Origin of the sequence: Burkholderia sp. AU39826, from assembly GCF_020419965.1 — a bacterium.
Lineage (GTDB): Bacteria > Pseudomonadota > Gammaproteobacteria > Burkholderiales > Burkholderiaceae > Burkholderia > Burkholderia semiarida.
On sequence record NZ_JAIZQG010000005.1, the window covers coordinates 161,011 to 185,529 of the forward strand.

Sequence of the window (24,519 nt, forward strand, 5' to 3'; positions counted from 1 at the left end):
ATTCATATAATGATTTTTGCTATCGACAGCGGGAAAACTGCGAAGGGCGTAACAGCCGCGGCGGCCCGTCGTGCGTGCATTCGCACCGGTCGTGCACGGTGCGCCGAACGAAACGCCAATCGAATCAACACGATGCGATGCATGCCGGCATGTCGATCGATGCGGCGGGTATCGGCGGCCGTCCGCGCTCGTCATCGGCTTCGCGCCGCATGCGATATCGATATGCGCAAAACTTCGTTGGATCGTCCTGAACCGGATGGTTACATGCCCTCACTCTTTTCGACTGACTGAAGCTGGGGGACGCATGAAGGTTTCGGGGTACGACGCGCGCGGCGCATGGCGGCGCGTGCTGGGCACGGTGGCGGCGCTCGCCGCCGCATGGGGCTTGTCGACGGGCGGCGCGCTCGCGGCCGGCGTGTCGGGCGAGCCGGTGGTGATCGGCGTGAGCGGGCCGCTGACGGGCCAGGACGCGCAATACGGCGAGCAGTGGAAGCGCGGTTTCGATCTCGCGCTCGACGAGATCAACGGCAGCGGCGGCATTCACGGCCGGCCGCTCGCGATCGACTTCCAGGACAGCCGCAGCGATCCGCGCCAAGCGGTGGCGATCGCGCAGAAGTTCGTCGCCGATCCGCGCATCGCGATCGAGCTCGGCGATTTCTCGAGCGCGACGTCGATGGCCGCATCGCCGATCTACCAGCGCGGGCAACTGGTGCAGTTCGGCTTCACGAATTCGCATCCGGATTTCACGAAGGGCGGCGATTATCTGTGGAGCACCGCGCTGAGCCAGGCCGAGGAGCAGCCGCTGCTCGCCCGCTACGCGGTGAAGGAACTCGGCTTCAAGCGGATCGCGGTGCTGTACCTGAACACCGACTGGGGCCGCACCAGCAAGGACATCTTCGCGAAGGCGGTGACGGGGCTCGGCGCGCAGGTCGTCGCGGCCGAAGGCTACCAGCCGGCGGAGAAGGATTTCCGCTCGACGCTCGTGCGGATCGGCGCATCGAAGCCCGATTCGATCGTGCTGATTTCCTACTACGCGGACGGCGCGCAGATCGTGCGTCAGGCGCGCACGTCGGGCGTCGCGCTGCCGATCGCGGCGGTGGGCTCCGTGTATTCGCCGAAGTTCCTCGAACTGGGCGGCACGGCCGTCGAAGGCGTCTATACGGAATCGAACTTCTTCCCGGCCGAGCCGCGCCCCGAGGTGCAGGCGTTCGTGCAGCGCTATCGCTCGAAATTCCACGCCGATCCCGATTCGTTCGTCGCGCGTGCGTACGATGCGCTGATCCTGTCGGCGGAAGTGCTGCGCCGCTACGGCACGACGCGCCAGGCCGCGCACGACGGCTTCGCGAAGATCAGCGACGTGCCGAGCGTGATCTTCGGCAAGGTGCGTTTCGATCCGCAGACGCGCCGCGTCGCGGGCGCGCGCACCGTGTATCTGGTCGTGAAGCAGGGGCAGTGGGCGCTGTGGGACGGCGCGAAGCCGCAGCTCGCGGCGCGCTGAACCCGACATGAACCGCCTGCACCTGACGGACGCATCGTGATGGCTTCCTGGCTCGACTACACGCTCAACGGTCTCATCGTCGGCAACATCTACGCGCTGCTCGCGGTCGGGCTCGCGCTGATCTTCGGCGTGTCGCACCTGATCAACTTCGCGCACGGCTCGGTGTACATGGTCGGCGCGTTCATCGGCTGGCTGTGCCTGACGCGCTTCGGGCTGCCGCTGCCGGTCGCGCTCGCGGCGGTCGTCGTCGGCTGCGGCGCGCTCGGCATCGCGATCGAGCGGATCGGGCTGCGGCCGCTGCGCCATGCCGCGCGCATCGCGCCGCTGCTCGCGACGATCGGCATCAGCTTCATCCTCGATCAGCTCGCGCAGCTCGCGTTCGGCGCGGACCCGCGCGCGGTGCCGACGCCGCTGCCCGACTGGCACCTGCGGATCGCCGGCGCGACGCTCGGCTCGCTCGACCTGCTGATCGCGGGCATCGGCATCGCGGCGGCCGCGCTGCTGTACGGCTTCCTGCGCTTCACGCGGCTCGGCTGGGCCGTGCGCGCGACCGCGCAGGATCGCGACGCGGCGTTGCAGATGGGCGTCGACGTCGATCGCGTGAACCAGACCGTATTCGCGATCGCGTGCGCACTCGGCGGCGTGAGCGGGCTGCTGGTCGGCATGTACTACAACAGCATCGATCCGGCGATGGGCTTTCAGGCGACGCTGAAGGGCGTCGTCGCGCTGCTGATCGGCGGGCTCGGCAACGTGCCCGGCGCGATCGCCGGCAGCCTGCTGCTCGGTCTCGTCGAAAGCTACGGCGTCGCGCTATTCGGCACCAGCTACCGCGACCTGTTCGCGTTCGGGCTGCTGATCGTGTTCCTCGTGTGGCGGCCGAACGGCTTGTTCAGCGCGAACCGCGCGTTGCCGCCCGAACCGATGACGGGCACCTTCCTCGCCGCCGCGAAAGCCGTACGCGTGCCGCGCCCCGTACTCGTCGCGCTGATCGCGGCGGCGGCCGTGCTGCCGTGGCTCGGTGCATCGCCTTACGTGCTGCAGACGCTGACCAACGCGTGGCTGTACGGGCTGCTCGCGCTGAGCCTCACGCTCGTCGCGGGCACGGTCGGGCAGATCTCGCTTGGCCACGCCGCGCTGCTCGTGATCGGTGCGTATGCGTCGGCGCTGCTGTCGTCGGATCTCGGCTGGTCGCCGGCCGTGACGATTCCGTGCGCGGGTGTGATCACCGCCGTGCTCGGCACGCTGCTCGTCTATCCGGCGTTCCGGCTGCGTGGGCATTACGTGTCGATCGCGACGCTCGGCATCGGCGAAGTGGTGAGCCTCGTGATCCTGAACTGGGATGGCCTCACGCGCGGCCCGCTCGGCATCACCGGCATCGCGCCGCTGCCGTGGGCGATGACCGCGCGCGCCGCGTACTGGTTCACGTTCGCGGTGCTCGTCGTGTTCGCGCTCGTGCAGGTGCGGCTGCTGCGCTCGCATCTGGGCCGCACGCTGCGCGCGGTGCGCGAGGACGATGTCGCCGCGCGCGCGCACGGCATCGCGCCGAACCGCTACAAGGCGATCGCGTTCGCGGTCGGCGGCGTCGCGGCGGGCGTGAGCGGCGGGATCGCCGCGCATCTGTACAGCTACATCAATCACCAGACCTTCGACTCGCAGGTGTCGATCCTCGCGCTGACGATGGTGATCCTCGGCGGGCTCGGCAACGTGCTCGGCGGTATCGTCGGCGCGATCGCGCTGATCGGGTTGCCCGAGCTGTTCCGCTGGGCGGCCGATTACCGGATGCTGATCTACGGCCTCGTGCTGCTGCTGCTCGTTCGTTTCCGGCCACAGGGCCTGCTCGGCACGGTGTGAGGAGGAATGCGATGACGACGACTCGACCCCTGCTCGACGTGCAGGGCCTGACGCGCCGCTTCGACGGCGTGACCGCGCTCGACGGCGCGAGCCTGACGCTCGCCGACGGCGAACTGCTCAGCGTGATCGGCCCGAACGGCGCGGGCAAATCGACGCTGTTCAACCTGATCGCGGGCGCCGACCGGCCCGATGCCGGCCGCGTGACGTTCGACGGCCGCGACATCACCGGCACCGCGCCCGAACGGCTCGCGGCGCTCGGCATCGCGCGCACGTTCCAGCATGGCCGCGTGTTCGGCAACCTGAGCGTGCTCGACAACGTGCTGATCGGCGCACATGCGCGGCTGCGTGCGGCGCGGCCGGGCTGGCCGGCGCTCGGCGCGGCGGCCGAAGTGCTGCGCGCGCTCGTGCGGCCCGCGTCGGTGCGGCGCGAGGAAGTCGCTTTGCGTGAAGAAGCGCGCGACATCATTGCCGGCTTCGGCGAACGGCTTACGCCGCGCATCGATCATCCGGCGCACAGCCTGTCGTACGCGAACCGGCGGCGCGTGGAGATCGGTCGCGCGCTCGCGCTGCATCCGCGCTTGCTATTGCTCGACGAGCCGACGGCCGGGATGAACGAGACGGAGACGGCCGAGATGCTCCAACTGATCCAGTCGCTGAAGGCACGCGGACTGACGATCCTGCTGATCGAGCACAAGCTCGAACTCGTGATGCGCGTGTCCGACCGCGTGATGGTGCTCGACAACGGCGTGAAGATCGCCGAAGGCGCGCCGCGCGACGTGCGGCACGATCCGCGCGTGATCGAAGCCTATCTCGGTCGCCGCCACGCGATCGGTGCGCCGGCGGACCGCACTACGCAGGCGGCCGCATGACCGTGCAATCTTCCGTGCTTGATACGACCATGACCGACGCGCTGCTGAAACTCGAACATCTCGACACGTTCTACGGACCGGTGCAGGTGCACTTCGACGTGAACGTCGAAGTCGCCCGTGGGCAGATCGTCAGCCTGCTCGGCGGCAACGCGAGCGGCAAGTCGACGACGATGAAGCTGATTCTCGGGCTGATGCGTCCGCGCCGCGGCGTCGTGCGTTTCGACGGCGACGACGTGACCGCGCTCGCGACGCCGCAGCGCGTGCGGCGCGGGATCGCGGCCGTGCCCGAAGCGCGGCGGCTGTTCGGCGACATGAGCGTGCGCGAGAACCTGTTGATGGGCGCGTACACGCGCGGCGATCGCGCGGCGGTGGCCGAGGACTATGAGCGCGTGCTGGACCTGTTTCCGCGTGTGCGAGAACGATTGACGCAACGTGCGGGCACGTTGTCGGGCGGCGAGCAACAGATGCTTGCGATGGCGCGCGCACTGATGGCGCGGCCGAAACTGATCTGCATGGACGAGCCGACGATGGGGCTGTCGCCGCTCTACGTCGACAAGGTGCTCGAACTGATCGACGCAATCAACAAGCAAGGGGTGACGGTGTTCATGGTCGAGCAGAACGCGAGCCTCGCGCTGGAAATCGCGCACTACGGGTACGTGCTGCAGACCGGGCGTGTGGTGCTGGAAGGGCCGGCGAAAACGCTGCTCGACGACGAGCGCGTGCGCGATGCGTATCTCGGTGGGGAGGCGGTGGCGGCGTAGGGCGTTTCATCGCCCGGCGTTCGGCGGGTTCGCGTCGTCGACCTTGCCTTGCAGCCGTCGGTCGGGTTCTGTCCGATGCAAGTGAACCGCGTAGGTATCCCAAGGGAGTTCGATATCCTGTGCCAAGAGCGCGGCCGCCTGAATCATCAGTCTGCCCGCTTCGCCGCGATGATAGCCGCCGTGCGTGACAACATGGGTCAGCATCTCTTCGCGCATGAGCCGCCCAGAAAAATCGTCACCGATACCGAAATTCACGGTAGATTGACGATCTGCTGATCTCGAACGACACGGGGTTGCCGCGCCATGTTGACCTATTCCATCCAGAGAGTCGGCTACGATTTCAATCAGCTCGATCAGCAGGGCGCGACCGACTACGCGTCGTTCGTTCATGCGTTCGAGGCGTTTCCTTGGGCGGCCCAGCACATCGAATGGAACGAGACGCAGGACGGCCCGCTACCGGCGCTCGTGTTGCAGCATGCCGACGATCAGCGCGAGCTGTGGGTGACGGCATTGACGGATGCGCATTCGGACGGCTTCCAGCTGAATGCGGTGTCCATGCGGATGAAGAAGGGGCTCTTCGGCATCGGAAAGGGCAAGCTGGAGCTGCACGTCGAGACGATCGACGTGAGGAAGCGCGTGGACGTCGATACGTTGTGCCGGTTGTTCTGCGACCGTCAGTATGACGAACTGGACCAACTGGTGGCGCGGCATGCGCGGCGAAACGCCGACGACGGTCGGGACAGCGACGGCTGAACGCGTGTCGCCCGGTGGCGTTCAACCGAGCGTGCCTGCGCCGGATGCCGTTGCCTAAGTGTCGCTTGCGTGCGCCGTCACCGCACGCGGAAACGTCAACATCACCGCGAACCCGCCCGCCTCGGGAAACGCGAACCCGACGCGCCCGCCGTGCGCCTTCATCACTTCCTGCACGATCGCGAGCCCGAGGCCGGACCCCGTGCGCCGTTCGCTGCCGTCCGGCGCGATCCGCACGAACGGCTGCAACGCCGCGTCCCAGTGCTCGCGCGGTATCCCGCGCCCGTTGTCGGTGACGGTCAGCGTCACCGCCTGATCCGCGTTGCCGGTGGTCGCGACCGACACGACGAGGTCGTCCGCATGGCCGTGCAGCAGCGCGTTGTGCAGCACGTTCGACAGCGCTTCCTGAAGACTGATCGCATCGCCGTCGATCCACGCATGCGGCGCGTCGCTCGCGAACGCAACGGCCACGTCGCGTTCGCCGGCGAGCGGAATCGTGCGGCCCAGCACTTCTTTCGCGAGCGCGACGAGGTCGACCGGTTGCAGCGGCACGGCCTCGGTGCGATGAATCACCATCGCATGATTGAGCAACTGCCCGGTGAGCCGGCCGACGTCCGACGAGGTCGCACGCAATGCATCGAGCCGCGCCGCGTGACGCGCGGGATCGGATTCGCCGTCGAGCAGCTCGATCTGCGCGTCGAGCCGCGCGAGCGGCGTGCGCATCTGGTGCGCGGCGTCGGCGATGAAGCGTTGCATCGCGTTGATCCGCTCGGCGAGCCGCCGCATCAACCCGTTGATCGACCCGATGATCGCGTCGATCTCGCTCGGCGTATCGACGGCCACCGGCCGCAGGTCGGCCGGGTCGCGTGCGGCGATGATCGCGCCGATCCGCGCGAGCGGGCGCAGGCCGCGCCGGATCGCGAGGCCGCTCGCACCGATCGCGAGCACGCTCATCAGCAGGATCAGCGTCCACACCTTGATGCTCATGTCGTTCGTCAGTTGCTGGCGCGCGTTGGTGGTCTGCGCAACCGTCACGAGCGCCCAGCCGGGCGTGCTTTCTTCCGGCATGTAGCGTGCGATCGTCGCGGTGCGGACCTGGTGCCCCTGGTAGACGGCGTTCGCGAACGCGGGTCCCTGCTTCGCGGCGGCGAGTGTCGCGGGACTCGCGAGATCGTGATAGCCGGCCACGACGACGCCGCGCGAATCGACCACCTTGTAGTAGACGAGGTCGTAGCGCGACAGCGTCGACAGCGCGGCGACCGGCGGATTCAGCGCCAGCACGCCGCCTTGCACGTAGAGGTTTTCCGCGACCTGGATCGACGCGCCCGCCAGCAACTGGTCGTACGCGCGTTCGGCCGCGACGCCTGCGTAGTAGCGCGCGATCGCCGCGAGCGCGAGCGCGCCGGTCGCGACGACGAGCGCGATGAACAGCAGCGTGCGCCCGAACAGCGTCCTCGGGAACCAGTCAATGCGCGGCAATCTGATACCCCATCCCGCGTGCGGTTCGGATCTCGACCGAGCTGCCCTGCAGCTTCCTGCGCACGCGCGTCACGTATTGCTCGACCGCGTTCGCCGTGGGCTCGTTGCCGAAGCTGAACAACTGGTTCAGCAGTTCTTCCTTCGAGAAGATGCGCTGCGGACGGCTCGCGAGGATTTCGAGCAGCGCGAACTCCTGACGCGACAGCGACAGCGGCTGGCCGTCGAGTTCCGCGAGGCGGCTGCTGCGGTCGATCACGAGGCCGCCGAGCGTCAGCACGTCGTTCGCGTGGCCGCTGTTGCGGCGCAAGAGCGCCTGCACGCGCGCGTCGAGCTCGCGGTAGTCGAACGGCTTCACGAGGTAGTCGTCGGCGCCGAGGCCGAGGCCGCTCACGCGGTCGTCGATCGCCGAGCGCGCGGTGACGAGCAGCACGGGCGTCGTGCTGCCGGCCGCGCGCAGGTTGCGCAGCACCGTGAAGCCGTCCATGCCGGGCAGGTTCGCATCGAGCACGACGAGATCGAAGCGCTCGACGCGCAGCAGGCCGTTCGCGGTCGAGCCGTCGGTTTCGAGATCGACGGCATGGCCGAGCCGCGCCAGGCGGCTGCGGATCGCCGCGCCGATTTCGGCATCGTCCTCCACGACGAGAATGCGCATGGTGCCGTTTGCAGGTAGGTGGATTAGGGGTTTTCCCGGGGACGGGATGTCAGCATTTTCTCAGACTCGCCCGATAACCTGTGTCGAGCCGGAAGCAGGATGCAAGGACGGCATTAATACCAGAAATATTCAAGGAGACGGCAACATGCAGCATGTCACGGGCACGACGAACGCGCGCCGCCGCGCCACGCCGGCCGGCTCGTCGCCGCTGGCCGTTCGCCGCGCGGCGGTGCGCGCATGACGACGTCGCCGCGCCGCCGCGCGTTGATCGCCGCCGGCCTCGGCGTGCTGGGCGCGCTCGGGGCCCCGGCGCTCGTGCGCGCGAAACCGCGCACGGTGCGGATCTCGAAAGGCTATGGCGTGCTGTACCTGCCGCTGCTCGTGATGGAGAAGCAGCGGCTGTTCGAGCGGCATGCGGCGCGCCACGGCGTGCGTGACGTCGCGGTCGAATGGGTGCTGCTCGACGGCGGCAATTCCGTCAACGACGCGATGATGGCCGGCACGCTCGATTTCGCGGGCGCCGGCGCGCCGGGTTTCATCGAGCTGTGGGCGCGGGCGCGCGGTATTCCGAATGTCGAGGTGATCGGCATCAGCGGGCTGTCGACCACGTCGCTGTCGCTGAACGCGAACCGGCCGGGCCTCGTATCGCTGCGCGATTTCACGCCGTCCGACCGGATCGCGGTGCCGGGCATCCGCACGTCGCTGTCGGCGGTCGTGCTGCAGATGGTCGCGAGCCGGCAGCTCGGCCCCACGCATTTCGCGCAGCTCGATTCGATCACCGTGAACCTGCCGCATCCGCAGGCGATGCAGGCGCTGATCCGCCGCGAGCACGGCGTGACCGCGCACTTCACGTCGCCGCCGTTCTCGACGCTCGAATTGCGGCAGCCGGGCATCCATCGCGTGGTGAGCTCGGTCGACGTGCTCGGGCCGATGACGCTCGACGTCGTGTTCGCGCCGAAGCGGCTCGTCGATGCGGAGCCCGCGTTGGCCGCGGCGTTTCTCGGCGCGCTCGACGAAGCGAACCGCCTGATCGCGCAGGACCCGCGCGCGGCGGCGGCGCTCTATGCGGCGTCGTCCGGCGTCGGCGTGTCGCACGACGACGTGATGCGCATGCTGGCCGCGCCCGACACGCGCTTCTCGGTGCGGCCGAACCAGCTGATGGACTACGTCGAATTCCTGTACCTCGCCGGCACGATCAAGGCGAAGCCGCGCGCGTGGCACGAGATGTTCGCGCCGATGCTCGACGACTACCGGTCGGGTTGAGCCACGCGGGCCGCGAGCCGATTCCATTCATCGAACCACGTGGCGCCGGCGCGCTCGTTCCGCGCGGCGCCGATTCAACCCGCCGATTCAACCGATACGCAACCGATTCACGAAGGAGCCTGAAGTGAACGCTACCGACACCCTGGACCCCGCGTCCGCCGAAGAACAGCGCATCATGTCGAAGATGGCGCGGCGCCTGCTGTCCATCCTCGTCGTGATGTTCCTGATCGCGTTCATCGACCGGCAGAACGTCGGTTTCGCGAAACTGCAGATGGTGCACAGCCTCGGGATGACGGAAGCCGCGTTCGGGCTCGCGTCGTCGCTGTTCTTCATCGGCTACCTGCTGTTCGAGGTGCCGAGCACGCTCGCGCTGCATCGTTACGGCGCACGCGTGTGGCTCGCGCGGATCATGCTGACCTGGGGGCTCATCACGGTGCTGATGGGCTTCACCACGTCGATGCCCGCGTTCTGCTCGCTGCGCTTCCTGCTCGGCATCGCCGAGGCCGGCTTCTATCCGGGCGTGATCTACTACCTGACGCTGTGGTTCCCGCAGAGCTACCGCGCGAAGGTGCTCGGCATCTTCACGCTCGGCAGCGCGCTGGCGAACATGCTCGGCTCGCTGGTCGGCGGCGTGTTGCTGAGCCTGAACGGCGTATGGGGGCTCGCGGGCTGGCAGTGGGTGTTCGTCGCGACGGGCATTCCGGCCGTGATCGTCGCGATCGTCGTGTTCCGCGTGCTGCCCGCGTCGTTCCGCGAAGCGCCGTTCCTCGACGAGCGCGAGAAGCAGATCGTCGCGGCCGCGCTGGAGCGCGAGAAGCCGGCGCAGGCCGAGCACGGGCAGCCGTGGAAGGCGCTGCTCGATCCGCGCGTGATGCTGTTCGCGGCAACCTACATGCTGATGTCGACGTCGCTGTACGGCGTCACGTACTGGCTGCCGACGCTCGTGAAATCGTTCGGCGTGTCGAGCGCGACGAACGGCTTTCTGAGCATGCTGCCGTGGGCGCTCGCGGTGGTGCTGCTGGTGTGGCTGCCGGCGAAGCTGCGCCGCGCGAAGAGCATCCTGCGCACGATCGCGATCGTCGCGGCGCTCGGTGCGCTCGGCTTCCTGCTGAGCCTCGTGCTGCCGTCGACGCCGCTGCGCTTCATCGCGCTGGTGCTCGGCGGCGCGTGCATCCCGTTGCTGTATCCGTGCTTCTGGTCGATGCCGCCGCGTTACTTCACCGGCGCGCGGGCGGCCGCGAGCGTCGCGGCGATCAACTCGATCGGCAACCTCGGCGGCTTCTTCAGCCAGAACCTGATGCCGTTCGCGGGCAAGATGACGGGCACCGCGTTCGGGCCAATGATCGTGCCGATCGTGTGCCTCGCGCTGCTCGGCGTCGGCGCGCTGGTCGCGTGGACGCGCTCGGAGCGGGGGATGGTGGCGGCACGGGCGTGAGCGTTCCGTCGACAGCTCGACTAGAACGAACGGTCGACTGTCGTCGATTCGGGCCGATGTGCTACCATGTATTACATATGTAATGCATGGAGGGTGCGATGAAAACGGCCACGATGCCCGCGCTGCGAGTCGATCCGCAGTTGCGCGAGGAAGCGGAATCAGTTCTTGCGGAAAACGAGACGCTGTCTGCGTTCATGGAGTCGGCGTTGCGTGATGGCATCGCTCGGCGACGCTTGCAGCGCGAGTTCGTCGCACGAGGTTTGGCGTCTCGCGACGAGGCGCGACGCACGGGCGAATACATCGATGCCGCCGACGTTCAGCGCGAGCTCGAGTCCATGCTGAAAGCGGCTCGTTCGAAGAAGGCGGCGGATTGAGTTACCAAGTCAGATATACGCGTGCGGCGCGCGAAGACTTGGTGCGACTGTATCGATATCTCGTCGAACGTGATGAGGAAGCGGCAGCGAGGGCGTTGGAAGCGATCGAACGAGGTGTGGCCATGTTGCGATTGTTTCCGTTTACCTGCCGCAAGCTGGATGGGAGCAATCCCTTCCTGCGTGAACTCATCGTTTCCTTCGGCACGTCAGGCTATGTGCTCCTGTTCGAGATCGAAAGTGCAGAACAAGTCACGGTCTTGGCCGTTCGGCATCAGCGCGAAGAGGACTACCACTGACCCCTCGCGGCAGCATCCCGCTACCGTTGCTTTGACCGCTTTAGCCTTGCGTCCGCAACGCGCCGGGTCCTTCATGCACAATCGCCGCATGCACGGACGCCACCGGAATATCCACCTCCACCGTCGTGCCTTCGCCGAGCGTCGTCGCGATCCGCAGCGTGCCGCCGACCAGATACGCGCGCTCGCGCAACCCCACCAGCCCGAACGAACTCGACTTGCGCGGCACCGCGGGATCGAACCCCGCGCCGTCGTCGCGTATCGTCAGCGCGATCGCTTCGCCGCCGCACACGAGCTCGACGGCCGCGTGCGTCGCGGCCGCGTGCCGCGCGACATTCGCGAGCGCTTCCTGCGCGATGCGGAACACGGCCGTCGCATACGGCTCGTCGAGTTGCAGCTCGGGCGGCTCGACGTGCAGCGAACAGGTAATCCCGTGACGGTGCCGGAAATCCTCCACGAGCCATTGCATCGCCGCCGCGAAGCCGAGATCGTCGAGCATCAGCGGGCGCAGGTCGGACGCGATGCGGCGCGTCGCAGCCACCGCGCCGCGTGCGAGCGTATGCATCGCCGCGATCTTGCGTGCGAGCGACGCGTCGTCCTGCGGCACGCGGTCGATCAGCCATTCGAGGTCGTTCTTCAGCGCCGCGAGTGACTGCGCCAGTTCGTCGTGCAGTTCGCGCGCGATGCGGCGCTGCTCGGCTTCGCGCGCGCTGGCGCTGATCGCCGCGATCTCGCGCAGCTCCTCGCGCGACGCCTGCAGCGCCCGCTCGGCACGCACGCGCTCCTCGACTTCGCGCCGCAGGTCGCGGTTCGACGCGCTCAGTTGCGCGGTGCGCGCGGCGACGCGCTGTTCGAGCCGTTCGTTCGCGTCGTTCAACTGCGCGCTTTTCTGCGCGACGAGCAGATGCTGGTAGCGGGCGCCGGCCAGTGCGCGTACCGTCTGCGCATGCAGCCGGCCGTTTTCGAACAGCATCGCGAACAGCACGACGCCCGATGCAACGAGACCGTACGCGCGCCCCGCATAGAAACCGAGATCGAAGCGCCCGTGGTTCAGCATCGACGACAGCGCGATGTCGAACAGCCACGCGACGAGCACCGTCATCACCCACAGGTCGAGCACGGAATGGCGCCGCCGCTGCCGCCACATCAGCATCAGCGCGACCAGGTTCAACCCCCAGACGGCCGTGATCGCTTTCGTCATCGTCGCGGTCATCCGGTTGCCGCTCATGATGCGCGGCAGCAGGTCGTGGCCGGCGGTCGCGAGCACCGCGAGCGCGACCGTCGCGCCGCCTGCGGCCGCGATGCAGAGGACGACCGGAATCGCCGCGCGACGCTGCGGGGCCGGGACCGCACGGCCGCGCGAGGTCGCGCGCAGCAATGCGTACGCGGCGACCGACAGCGGAAAGCCGCCATGCCAGAACAGGTACAGCCACGCGGTGGTCTGTTCGCCGGCGCCGAGCAGGCCGGTGGGCGCGAACAGGCCGGGGAAGGTCAGCATGTGCGTGCCGGCCATGAACGCCGTGAACAGGTAACCGCCCGCCAGCACGAGCAGCGGCTTCTCGCGCAGGATCGCGTACTGGCCGAGCAGCAGGCCGGCCGTCACCATGTCGTTGACGACGATCGCCGACTGGTACACGGGAATGAACGCCCAGCCCGGCGCGAGCGGGATCGCTGCGAACGGCGCGAGCGCGGCGAAGATCACGGCCGAGACGAGCACCGTCGCGAGCGCGAGCCGCCGCTCGCGTCGGCCCGGCGGCAGCGACGACATGAACAGGCGCGACGTATCCGGACCGTCGTCGTCCGACGGCGGCGGGGTGGGCGGGAGGGGGAAGGCGGCCGTCATGCGTCGTCGGTGCCGAGGTCGAGATCGTGGCGCACCGCGTAGCGGATCAGCGCGGCTTCGTGCGGCAGCGCCATCTTCTCGAGGATCCGCGTCTTGTACGTGCTGACCGTCTTCGCGCTCAGCGCGAGTTCGCACGCGATCTGCGTGACGGTCCGGCCCGTGACGATGCGGCGCATCACGTCGAGCTCGCGCGCGGACAGTCGCTCGTGCGGCAGGGCATGAGCCGGCGCCCGCAACGTGCGAGCGAGGCTTTCGGCCGCGGACGGGCTCACGTAGACGCCGCCCGCCGCCACCTTGCCGACGGCCTCGACGAGCTCGGCGGTTGCGCTGTCCTTCGTCAGATAGCCGATGGCGCCGGCCTTGAATGCGCGTGCCGCGTACTGCGTTTCCGCGTGCATCGTCAGCACGAGCGTGCGCAGCGACGGCGCCTGGCGCTTGACCAGCCGGATCAGCTCGATGCCGGTGGGGGCGGGCATCGACAGGTCGAGCAGCAGCACGTCGGCGGCGGCGCGCTCGGCCAGCGCGAGCGTGCCCGAGCCGTCGCTCGCCTCGCCGACGATCTCGAAACCGCCGGCCGTTTCCAGGATGTGACGCAGTCCGTCCCGCATGACTGCGTGATCGTCAGCCAGAATTACCCTGATCATCTTCCAGCGGTCCTCTTCGGGATGACGCCGCGCGCTGCTGTCGTTGCTGTCCGGGTGTTGCCGCGGCCGTTCTTCTGACCAATATATGCCCCCGAACCCGAAAACGGTACTCGTTCGCGAAATTTTCAGGATGGTGGGTCGCGAAATGCCCACTGACACGAAATAATTCACGCGGAATGGCACGGCGCCAGCCCGGGCGAATCAGGGTATTCCCGGAGGAATCGTGACGTCCGACGCGGCCCGGCGCGCCGTCGCCGCAACCGCCCCGCGAACCGTGCCGAATCGGGACTAAACTGGTGCGCGATGCCACTGCGCGAACCGGGGAGCCCGCGATGATCGACCTGGCCGATATCCTGCCGTCCGCGCTGCCCGCCGCGCTCGCCTGGGCCGAAGCCGAGGCGGCGAGCGGGCTCGCGCGGGGCGCGCCGCTGACGCCGGCGCAAGCCGACGATGCGCGCGCGGTGGGCGTCGTGCAGCCGGACCTCATTCGCGTGGTGGCGGTCGATCGCATGCCGTTTCCCGATACGCCAACGCTTGCCGAGATCGCCCGCGAGGCCGGGCTGCTGTCGCCCGGGACGATCGGCCTCACGCTCGGTCATGCGGTGTACGTGCTGCGCGGGCACGACACGCGCCGCCTGCTGACCCATGAATTCCGTCACGTACATCAATACGAGGCCGCCGGCTCGATCGGCGCGTTTCTTGCGCGCTACCTGCGCGAGATCGCGACGGTCGGCTACCACGATGCGCCGCTCGAGGCCGACGCGCGGCAGCACGAGTTCGATTGAGCCGCGACCCTGCCCCCTGAACCCCGCCGGCGGCGCGAGCGTGTACATGTTGCGATGAACGTATCCAATGCCCCTGCCGGCCCGGCGTTTGCACACCGGGCCGGCCCGCTCGGGAGTGTGCGATGAGCGACACGATCCATGCGTGGATCGGCGCGATCGGCGCGCATCCGCTGCTCGTGCTGGCCATCGTATTCGTGGCCGCGTGCGCCGAGGCGATCGCGCTGATCGGCACGGTCGTGCCGGCCGGCGCCGTGATGTTCGCGGCCGGCGCGCTGATCGGCGCGGGCGCGCTCGATGCATGGGCGACGATCGGCGTCGCGGCCGTCGGCGCGGTGATCGGCGACGGGATCAGCTACGAACTCGGGCGACGTTACCGCGGGATGATCCGCAACGCATGGGTGCGCTTCGGCTACGCGAGCGCGTACGCGCGCGGCGAGGAATTCGTGTTGCGTCACGGCATGAAGAGCATCGTGCTCGCGCGCTTTCTCGCGCCGGTGCGGGCGGTGGTGCCGGTCGTCGTCGGCTGCGCGACGCTGCCGCGCCGGTCGTTCTATCCGGTCAACGTGATCTCGGCACTCGTGTGGGCGCCCGTGCACGTCGCGCCCGGCATTCTGTTCGGCGCATCGGCCGCACTGGCCGCGGCGATCAGCGTGCGGGTCGCCGCCATCCTGCTGGTCGTGGCCGCGCTGGTCGCGCTGGTATGGATCGGCGTGCGCGTCGCGCTGCGGCGCGGCTGGCCGCTGCTGCGCCGTGCGCTCGCCGACGCCGTGCACGCAGGCGCGCACCGCTGGCCGCGGGTCGGCGCGCGATTGCACGGCGCGATCGCCCGCTTGCGCGCGTTGCCGGGCGCGGTGCCCGTGCTCGTGCTGCTGTTCATCGGCTGCGTGTGGCTGTTCGCGGGAATCGTGCGGGACGTCGTCGCGAACGACCCGCTGATGCATGCGGACATCGCGCTGTACGCGTTCCTGCAGAACCTGCGCACGCCGCCCGTCGACGCCGCGATGAGCGCGCTCGCCGTGCTGCACGGGCACGACACGGGGCTGATCGTCGCGGCCGCGTTTCTCGTCTGGCTGATGATCCATCGCTGCTGGCTGACGGCTGCATGGTGGCTCGCGACGGTCGGCGTCGCCGTCGTGCTCGTGCCGGTGTTCGGCGCGAGCGTGCCCGGCGCGACGCCGGCGAGCCTGCCGCCCGGCGCGCCGCACGTGCCGCTGCCCGATGCCGACGCCGCGTTCGCGATCCTCGCGAGCAGCGGCCTCGGCTGGGTGCTGACGCGCGACCGGCCCGCGCCGTGGCGCATTCCGGTCGTGACGGCGGTCGTGCTGTGGATCGTGCTCGGCGGTTTTGCGCGGCTGTACGTGGGCGATACCTGGTTGTCGGGTTTGCTGGGCGGCTGGAGCCTCGGGCTCGCGTGGTTCGCGTTGCTCGCCGGCGCCTACGCGTACTGGCGCGTGCGCGAGCACGTGCAGCCGAGAGGCGCGCTCGTCGCGATGGTGGTCGTGCTCGCGACGGCCGGCGTATGGACGGTTCCCGCGCAATGGCAGATCGATCGCGCATCGCGCCCGCATACCGGCGACGTGGTCGCGATGACGGTCGACCAGTGGCGGCGCGGCGGGTGGCAGCGCGTGCCGACGCGGCGCACCGAGATCGGCGGCGACCGCGAGGAGTATCTGCCGCTGCAATGGAGCGTGACGTCGGACACGCTCGACCGCCATCTCGCGCAGGCTGGCTGGCAGCGTGCGACGCCTTGGTCGCCGGCCACCGCGCTGCGTTGGCTGTTGCCGCAGGCGCCGGCCGACGCGCTGCCGGTGCTGCCGCGCTATACGCACGGCGAAAGCACGCGGCGCGTGTTCGTCCGCGTCGATCCGGCCCACCCGGACAGCCGCTTCGTGCTGCGGCTCTGGCGTTATCCGTACGTGCTGCAGGACGCGCTCGGCATGCGCCCGCTGTGGTACGGCGCGCTGTATCGCGAGATGTTGCGCCGGCCGGCGCGGCTGATGACGTTCGTGCGCACGACGACGATCGACGATGCGGCGGCGATCGCGCAAGCTTTGGCGGTCGAGCCGACGATCGAGCATCGCCCGGCGGGGATGACGGCCGCGCCGGGCGAGATGCTGCTCGTATGGATGGTCAGGCCGTGAGCGGGCAGGCGTGACGTGCGCCCGTTACGCGTGCGACGGCTGCGCGGGAACGACGGACAGGCGCAGGCCGACCGTCTTGAGCACCGCGAGCAGGGTCTTCAGCGTCGGGTTGCCGTTCGGGGACAGCGTGCGATACAGCGATTCGCGGCTGATGCCGGCCTCGGCCGCGACCGCGCCGAGCCCGCCGTACGCTTCCGCGACCGTGCGCAGCGCGAGCAGGCCGGCCGCGCGGTTGTCGGGGTCGTCGAGCGACTCCATTGCGACGCGCAGATAGGCCACCGCGAGTTCGCGGTCGGCGCCGAGTTCGGCGACTTCCGCGTCGTGGTGCGATACCGCGCCTTTGAGCTTGTTCATGTTTGCCTCCGTTTCCAGTTCGACCGGTGTTCCTTCGCGCGCCTGATGTCGTCGGGTTGGCTACCCTTGTCGCCGCCGGACAACAGCAGGATCAGCGCACCGCCGTACCGGCCGAAGTACACGCGATAGCCGGCACCGACGTGGATGCGCAGTTCGATCACGCCTTCGCCGACCGGTTCGCAATCGCCGAAATTGCCGGTCTGCACGCGGCGCAGGCGTTCGCGAATCCGTGCCTGCGCAAGCTTGTCGCGCACGGCGTTCAGCCATTCGGTGAAAGGCTCGCGACCGTCGTCGCACTGATAGCGAAGCAGTTCGAACCTGGAAATCATTGTAATTTATAAGCTACAAGAAAGCTGGCTGGAACGAGGCGGTCCGTATCGCGACGGCGCTGCGGTCGACACGCACGCGGTGTCTTCATGGCTCGAGGTTTCAGGCAGTGATGCCGGCTTCACGGACGAAGATCATTCTTTCATTCGGTTCGAGGCGTGGCGATTCGGCCGAATGGCCACGGTCGATGGTGTGATGAGGGGCGCGTATCGCAGCGCGGCGTTGCGCGCCGGCGAGCGTCGATGAATCGCGGTACGATCGCTGGCCTGCCTGTCGACATCACCCGCACGAGAGAACCCGCATGATCACGATCCGCCCGATGACCGACGACGATTTCGCACGCTTCTGGCCGACCTACCGCGCCATCGTCGCTGCTCAGGAAACCTACGCATTCGATCCGGAGCCGACGCCGGACGCGGCGCGCGCACAGTGGCTCGACGCGCCGCTCTGCACGTGGATCGCCGAGGAGGACGGCGTGCTGCTCGGCTCGTACTACCTGAAGGCGAACGCGGCCGGGCCGGGCAAGCACGTGTGCAACTGCGGCTACATGGTGAGCGAGGCCGCGCGCGGACGCGGCGTCGCGCGCCTGATGTGCGAACACTCGCAGCAGGTCGCACGCGAGCGCGGTTTCCTCGCGATGCAGTTCAATTCGGTGGTGGCGACGAACGAGGTCGCGGTCGCGCTGTGGCAGAAGCTCGGATTCGAGATCGTCGGCCGGCTGCCGCGCGCATACCGTCACGCGCGGCTCGGCTTCGTCGACTGCTTCGTGATGTTCAAATGGCTCGGCGACGCGGCGGCCGCCGAAGCCTGAGCCGGCAATCGCCGCCGCGTCAGACGGCGAACGCGCCGTCGAACACGATCCGCTCGTCGAGCGCGAGCGTGCCGCGCGCGAAGATCAGGTCGAGATGGTGGCTGCCGTTTTCGCCGCCGCCGAGCCCGAGATGCAGCCCGGGGTGGCGTTCCTCGAACCCCGCGTTGCGGCCGTACAGTCCGCGAATCCCGAGGTTCGTGCCGATGCCGAATTCCTCGATCCGCCGGTGATTCGCGTGCCGGTCGAGATAGGTCGAGAAATCGCGGCGGAAGCCTGCGTCGTCGGTGTCGAAATCGACGATCGTGCTGCGCTCGACGTGCAGCGTCGCGAGCCGCTCGGCCACCTTGTACTTGATCGCGAACGGCACGGTGCCGAGAAACGTGCCGCTGAACACGACCGAGCCGTTCAGGTCGGTCACGTGCGTCGCGATCTCGCCGGGCACGACGTCGAGATTGCCCATGCCGTCCACGCTCGTCCATTTCTGGTCCGGCGCGAGCGAGCCCGTCAGCGTGTTGCCGGCTTCGTCGATGAAGCGGATCTGCGACGCGCGCGCGGCCGCCTCGATCAGCCGGGCGTTGCGTGCGGCGATGTCGTCGAGCGATTCGGCGAACGCCTCGTCGAGATGCGGGCCGTAATCCTTGAATAAAACCGATTTGCTCCAGTGCTCGACGATCGCGGGGCGGATCGCGGCGAGGAACGGCGGCCCGCTCGGAGAAGGCGTCGGCAGGCACGACGAGTCGTACAGCAGCACGAACAGGTCGGCGTCGCCGAGTGCGGCGGCGATGTCGGCGGGTGGGGTGCTTTCGAGGCAGAGGGTGGTCGCGTCAAGCGAATCGGGCAGGGCGGAAAAGGCGCGCAACGCGATGTCGCGATTGCGGGCGTCGTAGCCGACCAGCAGTTTTCCCGATTCGCCGCGTGCCAGCTTGTCGCGCAGCGCCGGGTGAAAGCCGAGCGCGCGGTGCAGGTTCAGCATGCGTATCTCCGGAAGCGGCGGAAGGGCCGCGGCCCTTCCGCGAGAACGGGTGGCCCGCTCAGACCGGCCAGAGCGCGGTGCCGAACGGCACCACGGCGTCCTCGACCATCATGTCGACGGCCTCGGGGTGCGTGTCTTCCTGCATCCAGTCAAGCAATTCGATTTGCTGGGTTTCCTGCATGTCAATTCTCCTGTGGTGAACATGAGTGATTCAACATGAAAGCGCGGAAAAAACAATCCCGCTCCTCGTTCGATATTTTGTGAATGCCGGACGAGTGGCGTCGATATTAGTCGGATGAATTTACGAAAGCAATGCGTTGCAATGTTTTTAGCGGAAGCGTGCTAAACAAGGGTGTTTCCGGTTCAAATATTGGAAAAGACCGGATAAAACGTCCGGCGGGTCACGCATCTTTTTTTAGTGAATCGAATTCGGATCGCCGAAATGAATTCGATCATTTTTAATTTGGATTCAATTGCCGGAATTGCTGCGCTTTATGTCATTGACGAAGGCCGCATGCGAGCGTCATCCGAGCAACGCCTTGCCGATCGCCTTCGTCGGCTCGGAGCGCAGCACCAGCGAAGTCGTGACCGCGCCGAAGCGGGCAATCGCATCGATGAGGGTTTCGAGCTGGCCCGGTGTCGGCACCAGCACCTTCAGCAGAAAGCAATCCTCGCCGGTCATGCGATGGACTTCGATCACATGCGGCATCTCGGCAAACGTGCGCAGCGCCGGCTTGATGTGCTCGTGGGTCGTTTTCAGCCGGATGATGGCCATCATGCCCAAGCCCAGTGCCGCCGGATCGATCCGTGCGCCGTAGCCGGCGATGATGCCGCGTTCTTCCAGCCGCTTGACGCGCTCCGACGTCGCGGGCTGCGACAGCCCGATACGCCTGCCCACTTCCGACAGCGGCGTCCGCGCGTTCTCCTGCAGCGCTTCGAGGATCGCAAGATCCAGGCGATCGAGTGCTTCGTCCGGCATGACGGGCCTCCAGTACCGTTGATTCATCGGCATTCTGGCTCAATAACCGATGACTTGCCATTCCATGCCCACCGGCGCACCGCCACACTGCGGGCTTTGCGTTGACGGAGGGCGTGATGGAGCAAGCGATCGTGATCGTGCCGGGTATCGGTAATTCGGGACCGGATCATTGGCAGAGCCACTGGGAGGCGGCGTTGCCCGGCGCCGCGCGCATCGCGCCGGCTTCGTGGGAGGCACCCGACCTGGCCGACTGGACGGCGGCGCTGGACGCGGCCGTCGCGAACGCCGGGGCGCCGCCGCTCGTGGTTTGTCACTCGCTGGGTTGTCTGTTGTTCGCACATTGGCATGCCGCATCGGCGCGCGCGGTGCGCGGCGCGTTTCTCGTGGCCGTGCCCGACCCGCAAGGGCCGCGCTTTCCGGTTGCCGCCGCCGCGTTCGCGAACCTGCCGAAGCGTTCGTTCGGGCGCGTGCCGGTGCTGGCGATCGCGAGCGCGGACGATCCTTACGATCCATCCGGGCGCGCGCTCGAATGGGCAACGCAACAGGGCGCGACGCCGCTTCTGCTCGGCGCACGCGGCCATCTGAACGCGGCGTCCGGGTTGGGCGGATGGTCGGAAGGGCGCGCCCTGCTTGCGGCTTTTGCGGCCGGACTCGGGCGGTAGTGCGGGTCAGCGCCGGCCGACCTTCGGCTTATTCACGCCGTTGCGCCGGACCAACGGGAGCGGGCGCACCGGCCGTCGCGATTTTGCCGCGTGCGCGCGCCGGTTTCACGGCGGCTCCAGTATGATCGACCGATGGCGGCGGAAGCCCCGGAATCGAACAACGAAGGAGACACCCCCGATGCGTGCAGTGCCGCAACCGGAGCGTGCCGGCCCCTCGCGGCCGGACGCCGGCGCAACCGATCCGGGCCGCATGGCCGCGTGGCGGCTCGCGATCGGCCTGTCGCTCGGCAGCGCGATCGCGCTTGGCCTCGCACGCTTTTCGTACGCGCTGCTGCTGCCGCCGATGAAGGCCGATCTCGGCTGGACGTTCGCGCAGGCCGGCGCGCTGAACACGGCGAACGCGGCCGGCTACCTGATCGGCGCGCTGGCATTCCCGCTGCTGTCGCGGCGCTGGCGCGCGGGCACGCTGCTCGCGGCCGGCTGCGCGTTGACCGCCGTGCTGATGGCCGCGGGCGGGCTCACGTCGGACATGCACGCGCTGCTGGCGCAGCGGCTGGCAACGGGCGTCGGCAGCGCATCGATCTTCATCAGCGGCGGCGTGCTGGCCGCGCGGCTCGCATCCGCGTCGCCGCGCGACGCGGGGCTGCTGCTCGGCCTTTATTACGGCGGCACGGGATGGGGCATCGTCGCGTCGTCGCTGCTCGTGCCGGCCACGCTCGTGCCGCGCATGCACGGCTGGCAACCCGCGTGGTTCGCGCTCGCGACGGCATGCGTGCTGTTTTCGGCGGTGGCCGTGTCGGCGGCACGCCGCATCGAGCAGGCACATGCGGCACCGGTCACGCAGGCCGACGCCGACGGCGCGAAACCGGCGGTGACCGCGAGCCCGGCCCGCTTCGCGCTCGCGCTGGCCGGCTACGGCCTGTTCGGCGTCGGCTATATCGGCTACATGACGTTCATCGTCGCGCTGCTGCGCGGCGCGGGGATGAGCGGCACGGTGGTCGCCGCGTTCTACGTGATGCTCGGGATCGCGACCGTCGTGTCCGCGCGGTTGTGGTCGGGCTTGCTCGACCGGATGCGCGGCGGCCAGGCGCTCGCCGTGCTCAACGCGCTGCTCGGCGTCGCGACGCTGATGCCCGCGCTGTTCGTGCATCCGGCTGCCGCGTTCGCGTCGGGCTTGCTGTTCGGCGCGACGTTCCTGTCGGCGGTCGCGTCGACGACGGCCTTCGTGCGGCACAACCTGCCGCCCGACGGCTGGGCGAAGGGCATCAGCGCGTTCACGACGGTCTTCGCATTCGGGCAGATCGCGGGGCCGGTCGCGATCGGGTGGGTGTCGGACAGCGCGGGCCTTGCGCGCGGGCTCGTGTATTCGGCACTGACGCTGTTCGCGGGCGCCGCGCTCGCGGCCGGGCAGCGCGCGCTGCACAGCAGGTCCGCGTAGTCGCGCGAACGTCACCGCACACACGCGGCGCGCGACACGCGATGAAACGCACGGCTGAAGTAGATGAGGCTGTCGCCGTCGTCGCGCACGCGAATCGACGTCGCCTCGATGAACATCACCGAGTGCGAGCCGACTTCCTTCATCTCGGCGATCGTGCCCTGCAGGCTCGCGAGCGCATCGCGCAGCACCGGCACGTCCTGTTCGCCGCGATCCCATACGGGCAGCTGGAAGCGTTGTTCCATCGGCAGGTCGGTGAGCCCCGCGAAGTGTCGCGCGAGCAGTTCGTGCTCGGCCGGCAGCACGTTGATGCACACCTGACGGTTGCGCTCGAAGGTCGCGTGCATCGCGCTCGACCGGTTCAGGCACACGAGCAGCGTCGGCGGCGCATCGGTGACGGAACACACGGCGCTCGCGGTGATCCCGCAGCGGCCGTGCGGCCCCGCGGTGGTGATCACGTTGACGGCCGCGCCGAGGTGGGCCATCGCCTGGCGGAAGGCCTTCTGCGCGTCGGTCGGCTCGACGCGCGGCGGTCGCTGGATATCGGTCGTGGAAGACATGGGCGCTCCTGATTGGACGAAAGCGGCGAACCGCGCGGCGCTGCGAGGGCAGCGCCGGATCGCCGACGATGACCCAAGCGTACGTCGCGAAAAGGCGGCCGACCATTCGCACGATTGACGATCGGGATGGCGTTCCTGCCAACGCGTCTAAAGGTTCTACCTAGACGCGCGCCGCCGCGTGCAAAAAAAGCCGCGATTGTGCGTTCGCGCGGCACGTCCAGGGGTTTGCAGCGGGTTTTCGGCTCGTTATGATGTGCCGCACACCCCCAGCGAACGACGCTTGCGCCACGCCGGCCACCGGCGTTGCGCGCCGCGCGTGCGATACCGATACCGATATTCAGCGAGACCCCCGCGATGACGTCACCCGCACCGATCGTATACATCGTCGACGACGACAGCGGCATGCGGACGTCGCTCGCCTGGTTGCTCGAATCGGTCGGCATCGCGTCCGAGGGATTCGCGAGCGCCGCCGATTTTCTCGCGCGCTTCGACGTGAACCTGCCTGCGTGTCTCGTGCTCGACGTGCGGATGCCGGAGAAAAGCGGCTTCGACGTGCAGGCCGAACTGAACGCGCGCGGCGCGACGCTGCCGGTGATCTTCGTCAGCGGGCACGGCGACATTCCGATGTCGGTGCGCGCGCTGCAGAACGGGGCGATCGATTTCGTCGAGAAGCCGTACAACTCGCAGCAGATGCTCGAGCGCGTGCAGCGTGCGTTGCGGCTCGCGCAGCAGCGGCATGCGGTGAGCCAGCGCCACCGTGAACTGCGCCAGCGGCTCGATGCGCTGACCGCGCGCGAGAAGGAAGTGCTGCGCGGCGTCGTGGACGGCAAGGGCAGCAAGCAGATCGCATCCGATCTGTCGATCAGCGTGAAGACGGTCGACGTGCATCGCGCGAGCATCAAGGAGAAGCTCGGCGCGACGTCGATCGCCGCGCTCGTGCGCGACGTGATGGTCGTGTGGGGCGACGACGGGGAGTCGTCGCGATGAGGTTCGGCGCGTTCAGCGCATGTACAGCCCGCCGTTGATGTCCCAGCATGCGCCGTTCGCGAAATGCGCGTCGCCCGACGCGAGCAATACGGCTGCATCCGCAACGAAAGCGGCCGACCCGAGCTTGCCGCCCGGCAGGCTCGCGAGCACCTGACGCAGCTTGTCGGGCGCGACGCTTTCGTACACGATCGGCAGATCGAGCGGGCCCGGCGAGATCGCGTTGACGGTGACGCCCTGCGCGGCGAGATCGCGCGCGAACACCTTGGTCAGCGTCAGCGTGCCGCCTTTCGCGGCCGCATAGTGCGCGCCCGTGGCCGAGCCGCCGTTCTGCCCGGCGAGCGACGCGATGTTGACGATGCGGCCCGCGCCGCGCCGCGCGAAATACTGGCCGAACACCTGGCAGCCGAACAGCACGCTGCGCAGGTTCACGTCGATTACGTGGTCGAACTGCTCGGCCGTGATCTCCATCGCCGGCACGACCTTCGATGCGCCCGCGTTGTTGACGAGCACGTCGATCGCGCCCCAGCGCGCGACGAGCACATCGCGCGCCGCTTCGAAATCGCGTTTCGACGTGACGTCGAGCGGCAGCGCGATCGCGCGTTCGCCGCCCGGATCGAGCTCGCGCGCATGCGCATGAACGGCATCGGCCGCGATGTCGGCCAGCGCGACGCGGTAGCCGGCCGCATGGAAGCGTTCGGCGATGACGGCGCCGAGCCCGCGCGCGGCGCCGGTGACGAGGACGACTCGGTCTGACATGGTGTGGTGTTCCGTGGTTCGTGGGCGCACGCCGGTG

The 24,519-nt window shown here is 68.4% G+C and carries 27 protein-coding genes; 15 read left to right on the plus strand and 12 right to left on the minus strand.

What is annotated here, in order from left to right:
• Nucleotides 1-304: 304 nt before the first annotated feature.
• The 4 genes from LGM42_RS13365 to LGM42_RS13380 are packed head-to-tail and all read left to right on the plus strand — an operon-like array spanning nucleotide 305 to nucleotide 4,979.
• Complete coding sequence (locus LGM42_RS13365) at nucleotides 305-1,498, plus strand: ABC transporter substrate-binding protein (protein WP_226232413.1); 1,194 nt, start codon at nucleotides 305-307, stop codon at nucleotides 1,496-1,498.
• 39 nt (nucleotides 1,499-1,537) lie between these two features.
• Entirely contained in the window at nucleotides 1,538-3,349 is a 1,812-nt protein-coding gene (locus LGM42_RS13370; RefSeq protein ID WP_226232414.1) for an ABC transporter permease, read from the plus strand.
• Nucleotides 3,350-3,360: 11 nt separating this feature from the next.
• Nucleotides 3,361-4,218 carry an ABC transporter ATP-binding protein gene (locus tag LGM42_RS13375; RefSeq protein WP_226232415.1) on the plus strand — a complete coding sequence of 286 codons (858 nt, stop codon included), beginning with the start codon at nucleotides 3,361-3,363 and terminating at the stop codon, nucleotides 4,216-4,218.
• Entirely contained in the window at nucleotides 4,215-4,979 is a 765-nt protein-coding gene (locus tag LGM42_RS13380) for an ABC transporter ATP-binding protein (RefSeq protein ID WP_226232416.1), read from the plus strand. Before LGM42_RS13375 ends, LGM42_RS13380 begins: the two co-directional genes overlap by 4 nt.
• Nucleotides 4,980-4,985: 6 nt before the next feature.
• Here LGM42_RS13380 and LGM42_RS13385 read toward each other — a convergent pair whose 3' ends face one another.
• On the minus strand, nucleotides 4,986-5,234 hold the full coding sequence (locus tag LGM42_RS13385) for a DinB family protein (RefSeq protein WP_226232417.1): 249 nt from the start codon (nucleotides 5,232-5,234) through the stop codon (nucleotides 4,986-4,988).
• A gap of 48 nt (nucleotides 5,235-5,282) precedes the next feature.
• Here LGM42_RS13385 and LGM42_RS13390 point away from each other — a divergent pair, with 48 nt between their 5' ends.
• A complete protein-coding gene (locus LGM42_RS13390) occupies nucleotides 5,283-5,732 on the plus strand; it encodes a hypothetical protein (protein WP_226232418.1) in 450 nt (149 codons plus the stop codon).
• 54 nt (nucleotides 5,733-5,786) lie between these two features.
• Here LGM42_RS13390 and LGM42_RS13395 read toward each other — a convergent pair whose 3' ends face one another.
• The gene (locus LGM42_RS13395; protein ID WP_226232419.1) at nucleotides 5,787-7,208 is read right to left on the minus strand and encodes a sensor histidine kinase; all 1,422 of its coding nucleotides are present in this window, start codon (nucleotides 7,206-7,208) and stop codon (nucleotides 5,787-5,789) included.
• Entirely contained in the window at nucleotides 7,195-7,860 is a 666-nt protein-coding gene (locus LGM42_RS13400; protein ID WP_226232420.1) for a response regulator transcription factor, read from the minus strand. Before LGM42_RS13400 ends, LGM42_RS13395 begins: the two co-directional genes overlap by 14 nt.
• Before the next feature lie 237 nt (nucleotides 7,861-8,097).
• Here LGM42_RS13400 and LGM42_RS13405 point away from each other — a divergent pair, with 237 nt between their 5' ends.
• The 4 genes from LGM42_RS13405 to LGM42_RS13420 all read left to right on the plus strand — a co-directional run bounded on the left by LGM42_RS13405 (nucleotide 8,098) and on the right by LGM42_RS13420 (nucleotide 11,228).
• Nucleotides 8,098-9,123, plus strand: coding sequence for an ABC transporter substrate-binding protein (locus tag LGM42_RS13405; RefSeq protein ID WP_059580061.1), 1,026 nt, complete (start codon nucleotides 8,098-8,100; stop codon nucleotides 9,121-9,123).
• Between the two features lie 124 nt (nucleotides 9,124-9,247).
• Entirely contained in the window at nucleotides 9,248-10,558 is a 1,311-nt protein-coding gene (locus tag LGM42_RS13410) for an MFS transporter (protein WP_226232421.1), read from the plus strand.
• A gap of 98 nt (nucleotides 10,559-10,656) precedes the next feature.
• Nucleotides 10,657-10,932: a YlcI/YnfO family protein gene (locus LGM42_RS13415; RefSeq protein WP_059580322.1), complete on the plus strand. Its 276-nt coding sequence runs from the start codon at nucleotides 10,657-10,659 to the stop codon at nucleotides 10,930-10,932.
• Entirely contained in the window at nucleotides 10,929-11,228 is a 300-nt protein-coding gene (locus LGM42_RS13420) for a type II toxin-antitoxin system RelE/ParE family toxin (RefSeq protein ID WP_060967920.1), read from the plus strand. Before LGM42_RS13415 ends, LGM42_RS13420 begins: the two co-directional genes overlap by 4 nt.
• 40 nt (nucleotides 11,229-11,268) lie before the next feature.
• Here LGM42_RS13420 and LGM42_RS13425 read toward each other — a convergent pair whose 3' ends face one another.
• Together LGM42_RS13425 and LGM42_RS13430 are read right to left on the minus strand one after the other, a co-directional pair.
• Entirely contained in the window at nucleotides 11,269-13,068 is a 1,800-nt protein-coding gene (locus tag LGM42_RS13425; RefSeq protein WP_226232422.1) for a sensor histidine kinase, read from the minus strand.
• A complete protein-coding gene (locus tag LGM42_RS13430; protein WP_059580324.1) occupies nucleotides 13,065-13,712 on the minus strand; it encodes a response regulator transcription factor in 648 nt (215 codons plus the stop codon). Before LGM42_RS13430 ends, LGM42_RS13425 begins: the two co-directional genes overlap by 4 nt.
• A gap of 332 nt (nucleotides 13,713-14,044) precedes the next feature.
• Here LGM42_RS13430 and LGM42_RS13435 point away from each other — a divergent pair, with 332 nt between their 5' ends.
• Both LGM42_RS13435 and LGM42_RS13440 read left to right on the plus strand, forming a co-directional pair.
• Nucleotides 14,045-14,497, plus strand: coding sequence for a hypothetical protein (locus LGM42_RS13435; RefSeq protein ID WP_099317114.1), 453 nt, complete (start codon nucleotides 14,045-14,047; stop codon nucleotides 14,495-14,497).
• Nucleotides 14,498-14,619: 122 nt separating this feature from the next.
• Nucleotides 14,620-16,638: a VTT domain-containing protein gene (locus LGM42_RS13440; RefSeq protein WP_060315777.1), complete on the plus strand. Its 2,019-nt coding sequence runs from the start codon at nucleotides 14,620-14,622 to the stop codon at nucleotides 16,636-16,638.
• A 24-nt stretch (nucleotides 16,639-16,662) separates the two neighbouring features.
• On the opposite strand, the gene LGM42_RS13445 is transcribed toward LGM42_RS13440, so the two are convergent.
• Together LGM42_RS13445 and LGM42_RS13450 are read right to left on the minus strand one after the other, a co-directional pair.
• Nucleotides 16,663-16,992 (minus strand): DNA-binding protein, encoded by a 330-nt coding sequence (locus LGM42_RS13445; protein ID WP_006479699.1) that lies wholly within the window; start codon nucleotides 16,990-16,992, stop codon nucleotides 16,663-16,665.
• On the minus strand, nucleotides 16,989-17,321 hold the full coding sequence (locus tag LGM42_RS13450) for a type II toxin-antitoxin system RelE/ParE family toxin (RefSeq protein ID WP_060315771.1): 333 nt from the start codon (nucleotides 17,319-17,321) through the stop codon (nucleotides 16,989-16,991). Before LGM42_RS13450 ends, LGM42_RS13445 begins: the two co-directional genes overlap by 4 nt.
• Before the next feature lie 299 nt (nucleotides 17,322-17,620).
• Here LGM42_RS13450 and LGM42_RS13455 point away from each other — a divergent pair, with 299 nt between their 5' ends.
• On the plus strand, nucleotides 17,621-18,130 hold the full coding sequence (locus tag LGM42_RS13455; protein WP_060315768.1) for a GNAT family N-acetyltransferase: 510 nt from the start codon (nucleotides 17,621-17,623) through the stop codon (nucleotides 18,128-18,130).
• A 19-nt stretch (nucleotides 18,131-18,149) separates the two neighbouring features.
• Here the strand turns inward: LGM42_RS13455 and LGM42_RS13460 are convergent, their stop codons facing one another.
• From LGM42_RS13460 to LGM42_RS13465, 3 genes are all read right to left on the minus strand, one after another.
• Complete coding sequence (locus LGM42_RS13460) at nucleotides 18,150-19,103, minus strand: leucyl aminopeptidase (RefSeq protein WP_226232423.1); 954 nt, start codon at nucleotides 19,101-19,103, stop codon at nucleotides 18,150-18,152.
• 58 nt (nucleotides 19,104-19,161) lie between these two features.
• Complete coding sequence (locus tag LGM42_RS33035) at nucleotides 19,162-19,284, minus strand: hypothetical protein (RefSeq protein WP_006479692.1); 123 nt, start codon at nucleotides 19,282-19,284, stop codon at nucleotides 19,162-19,164.
• A gap of 342 nt (nucleotides 19,285-19,626) precedes the next feature.
• Nucleotides 19,627-20,082 (minus strand): Lrp/AsnC family transcriptional regulator, encoded by a 456-nt coding sequence (locus tag LGM42_RS13465; RefSeq protein WP_059580088.1) that lies wholly within the window; start codon nucleotides 20,080-20,082, stop codon nucleotides 19,627-19,629.
• A 116-nt stretch (nucleotides 20,083-20,198) separates the two neighbouring features.
• Between LGM42_RS13465 and LGM42_RS13470 the strand changes: the two genes are divergently transcribed.
• The gene (locus tag LGM42_RS13470; RefSeq protein WP_226232424.1) at nucleotides 20,199-20,744 is read left to right on the plus strand and encodes an RBBP9/YdeN family alpha/beta hydrolase; all 546 of its coding nucleotides are present in this window, start codon (nucleotides 20,199-20,201) and stop codon (nucleotides 20,742-20,744) included.
• Between the two features lie 178 nt (nucleotides 20,745-20,922).
• Nucleotides 20,923-22,182 carry a YbfB/YjiJ family MFS transporter gene (locus tag LGM42_RS13475; RefSeq protein ID WP_226232425.1) on the plus strand — a complete coding sequence of 420 codons (1,260 nt, stop codon included), beginning with the start codon at nucleotides 20,923-20,925 and terminating at the stop codon, nucleotides 22,180-22,182.
• Between the two features lie 11 nt (nucleotides 22,183-22,193).
• Here LGM42_RS13475 and hpaC read toward each other — a convergent pair whose 3' ends face one another.
• Nucleotides 22,194-22,739 carry a 4-hydroxyphenylacetate 3-monooxygenase, reductase component gene (hpaC, locus tag LGM42_RS13480; protein ID WP_059580098.1) on the minus strand — a complete coding sequence of 182 codons (546 nt, stop codon included), beginning with the start codon at nucleotides 22,737-22,739 and terminating at the stop codon, nucleotides 22,194-22,196.
• Nucleotides 22,740-23,093: 354 nt separating this feature from the next.
• Between hpaC and LGM42_RS13485 the strand changes: the two genes are divergently transcribed.
• Nucleotides 23,094-23,726 carry a response regulator transcription factor gene (locus LGM42_RS13485; protein WP_060315760.1) on the plus strand — a complete coding sequence of 211 codons (633 nt, stop codon included), beginning with the start codon at nucleotides 23,094-23,096 and terminating at the stop codon, nucleotides 23,724-23,726.
• A gap of 12 nt (nucleotides 23,727-23,738) precedes the next feature.
• Here LGM42_RS13485 and LGM42_RS13490 read toward each other — a convergent pair whose 3' ends face one another.
• Complete coding sequence (locus LGM42_RS13490; protein ID WP_060316172.1) at nucleotides 23,739-24,482, minus strand: SDR family NAD(P)-dependent oxidoreductase; 744 nt, start codon at nucleotides 24,480-24,482, stop codon at nucleotides 23,739-23,741.
• Nucleotides 24,483-24,519 lie beyond the last annotated feature (37 nt).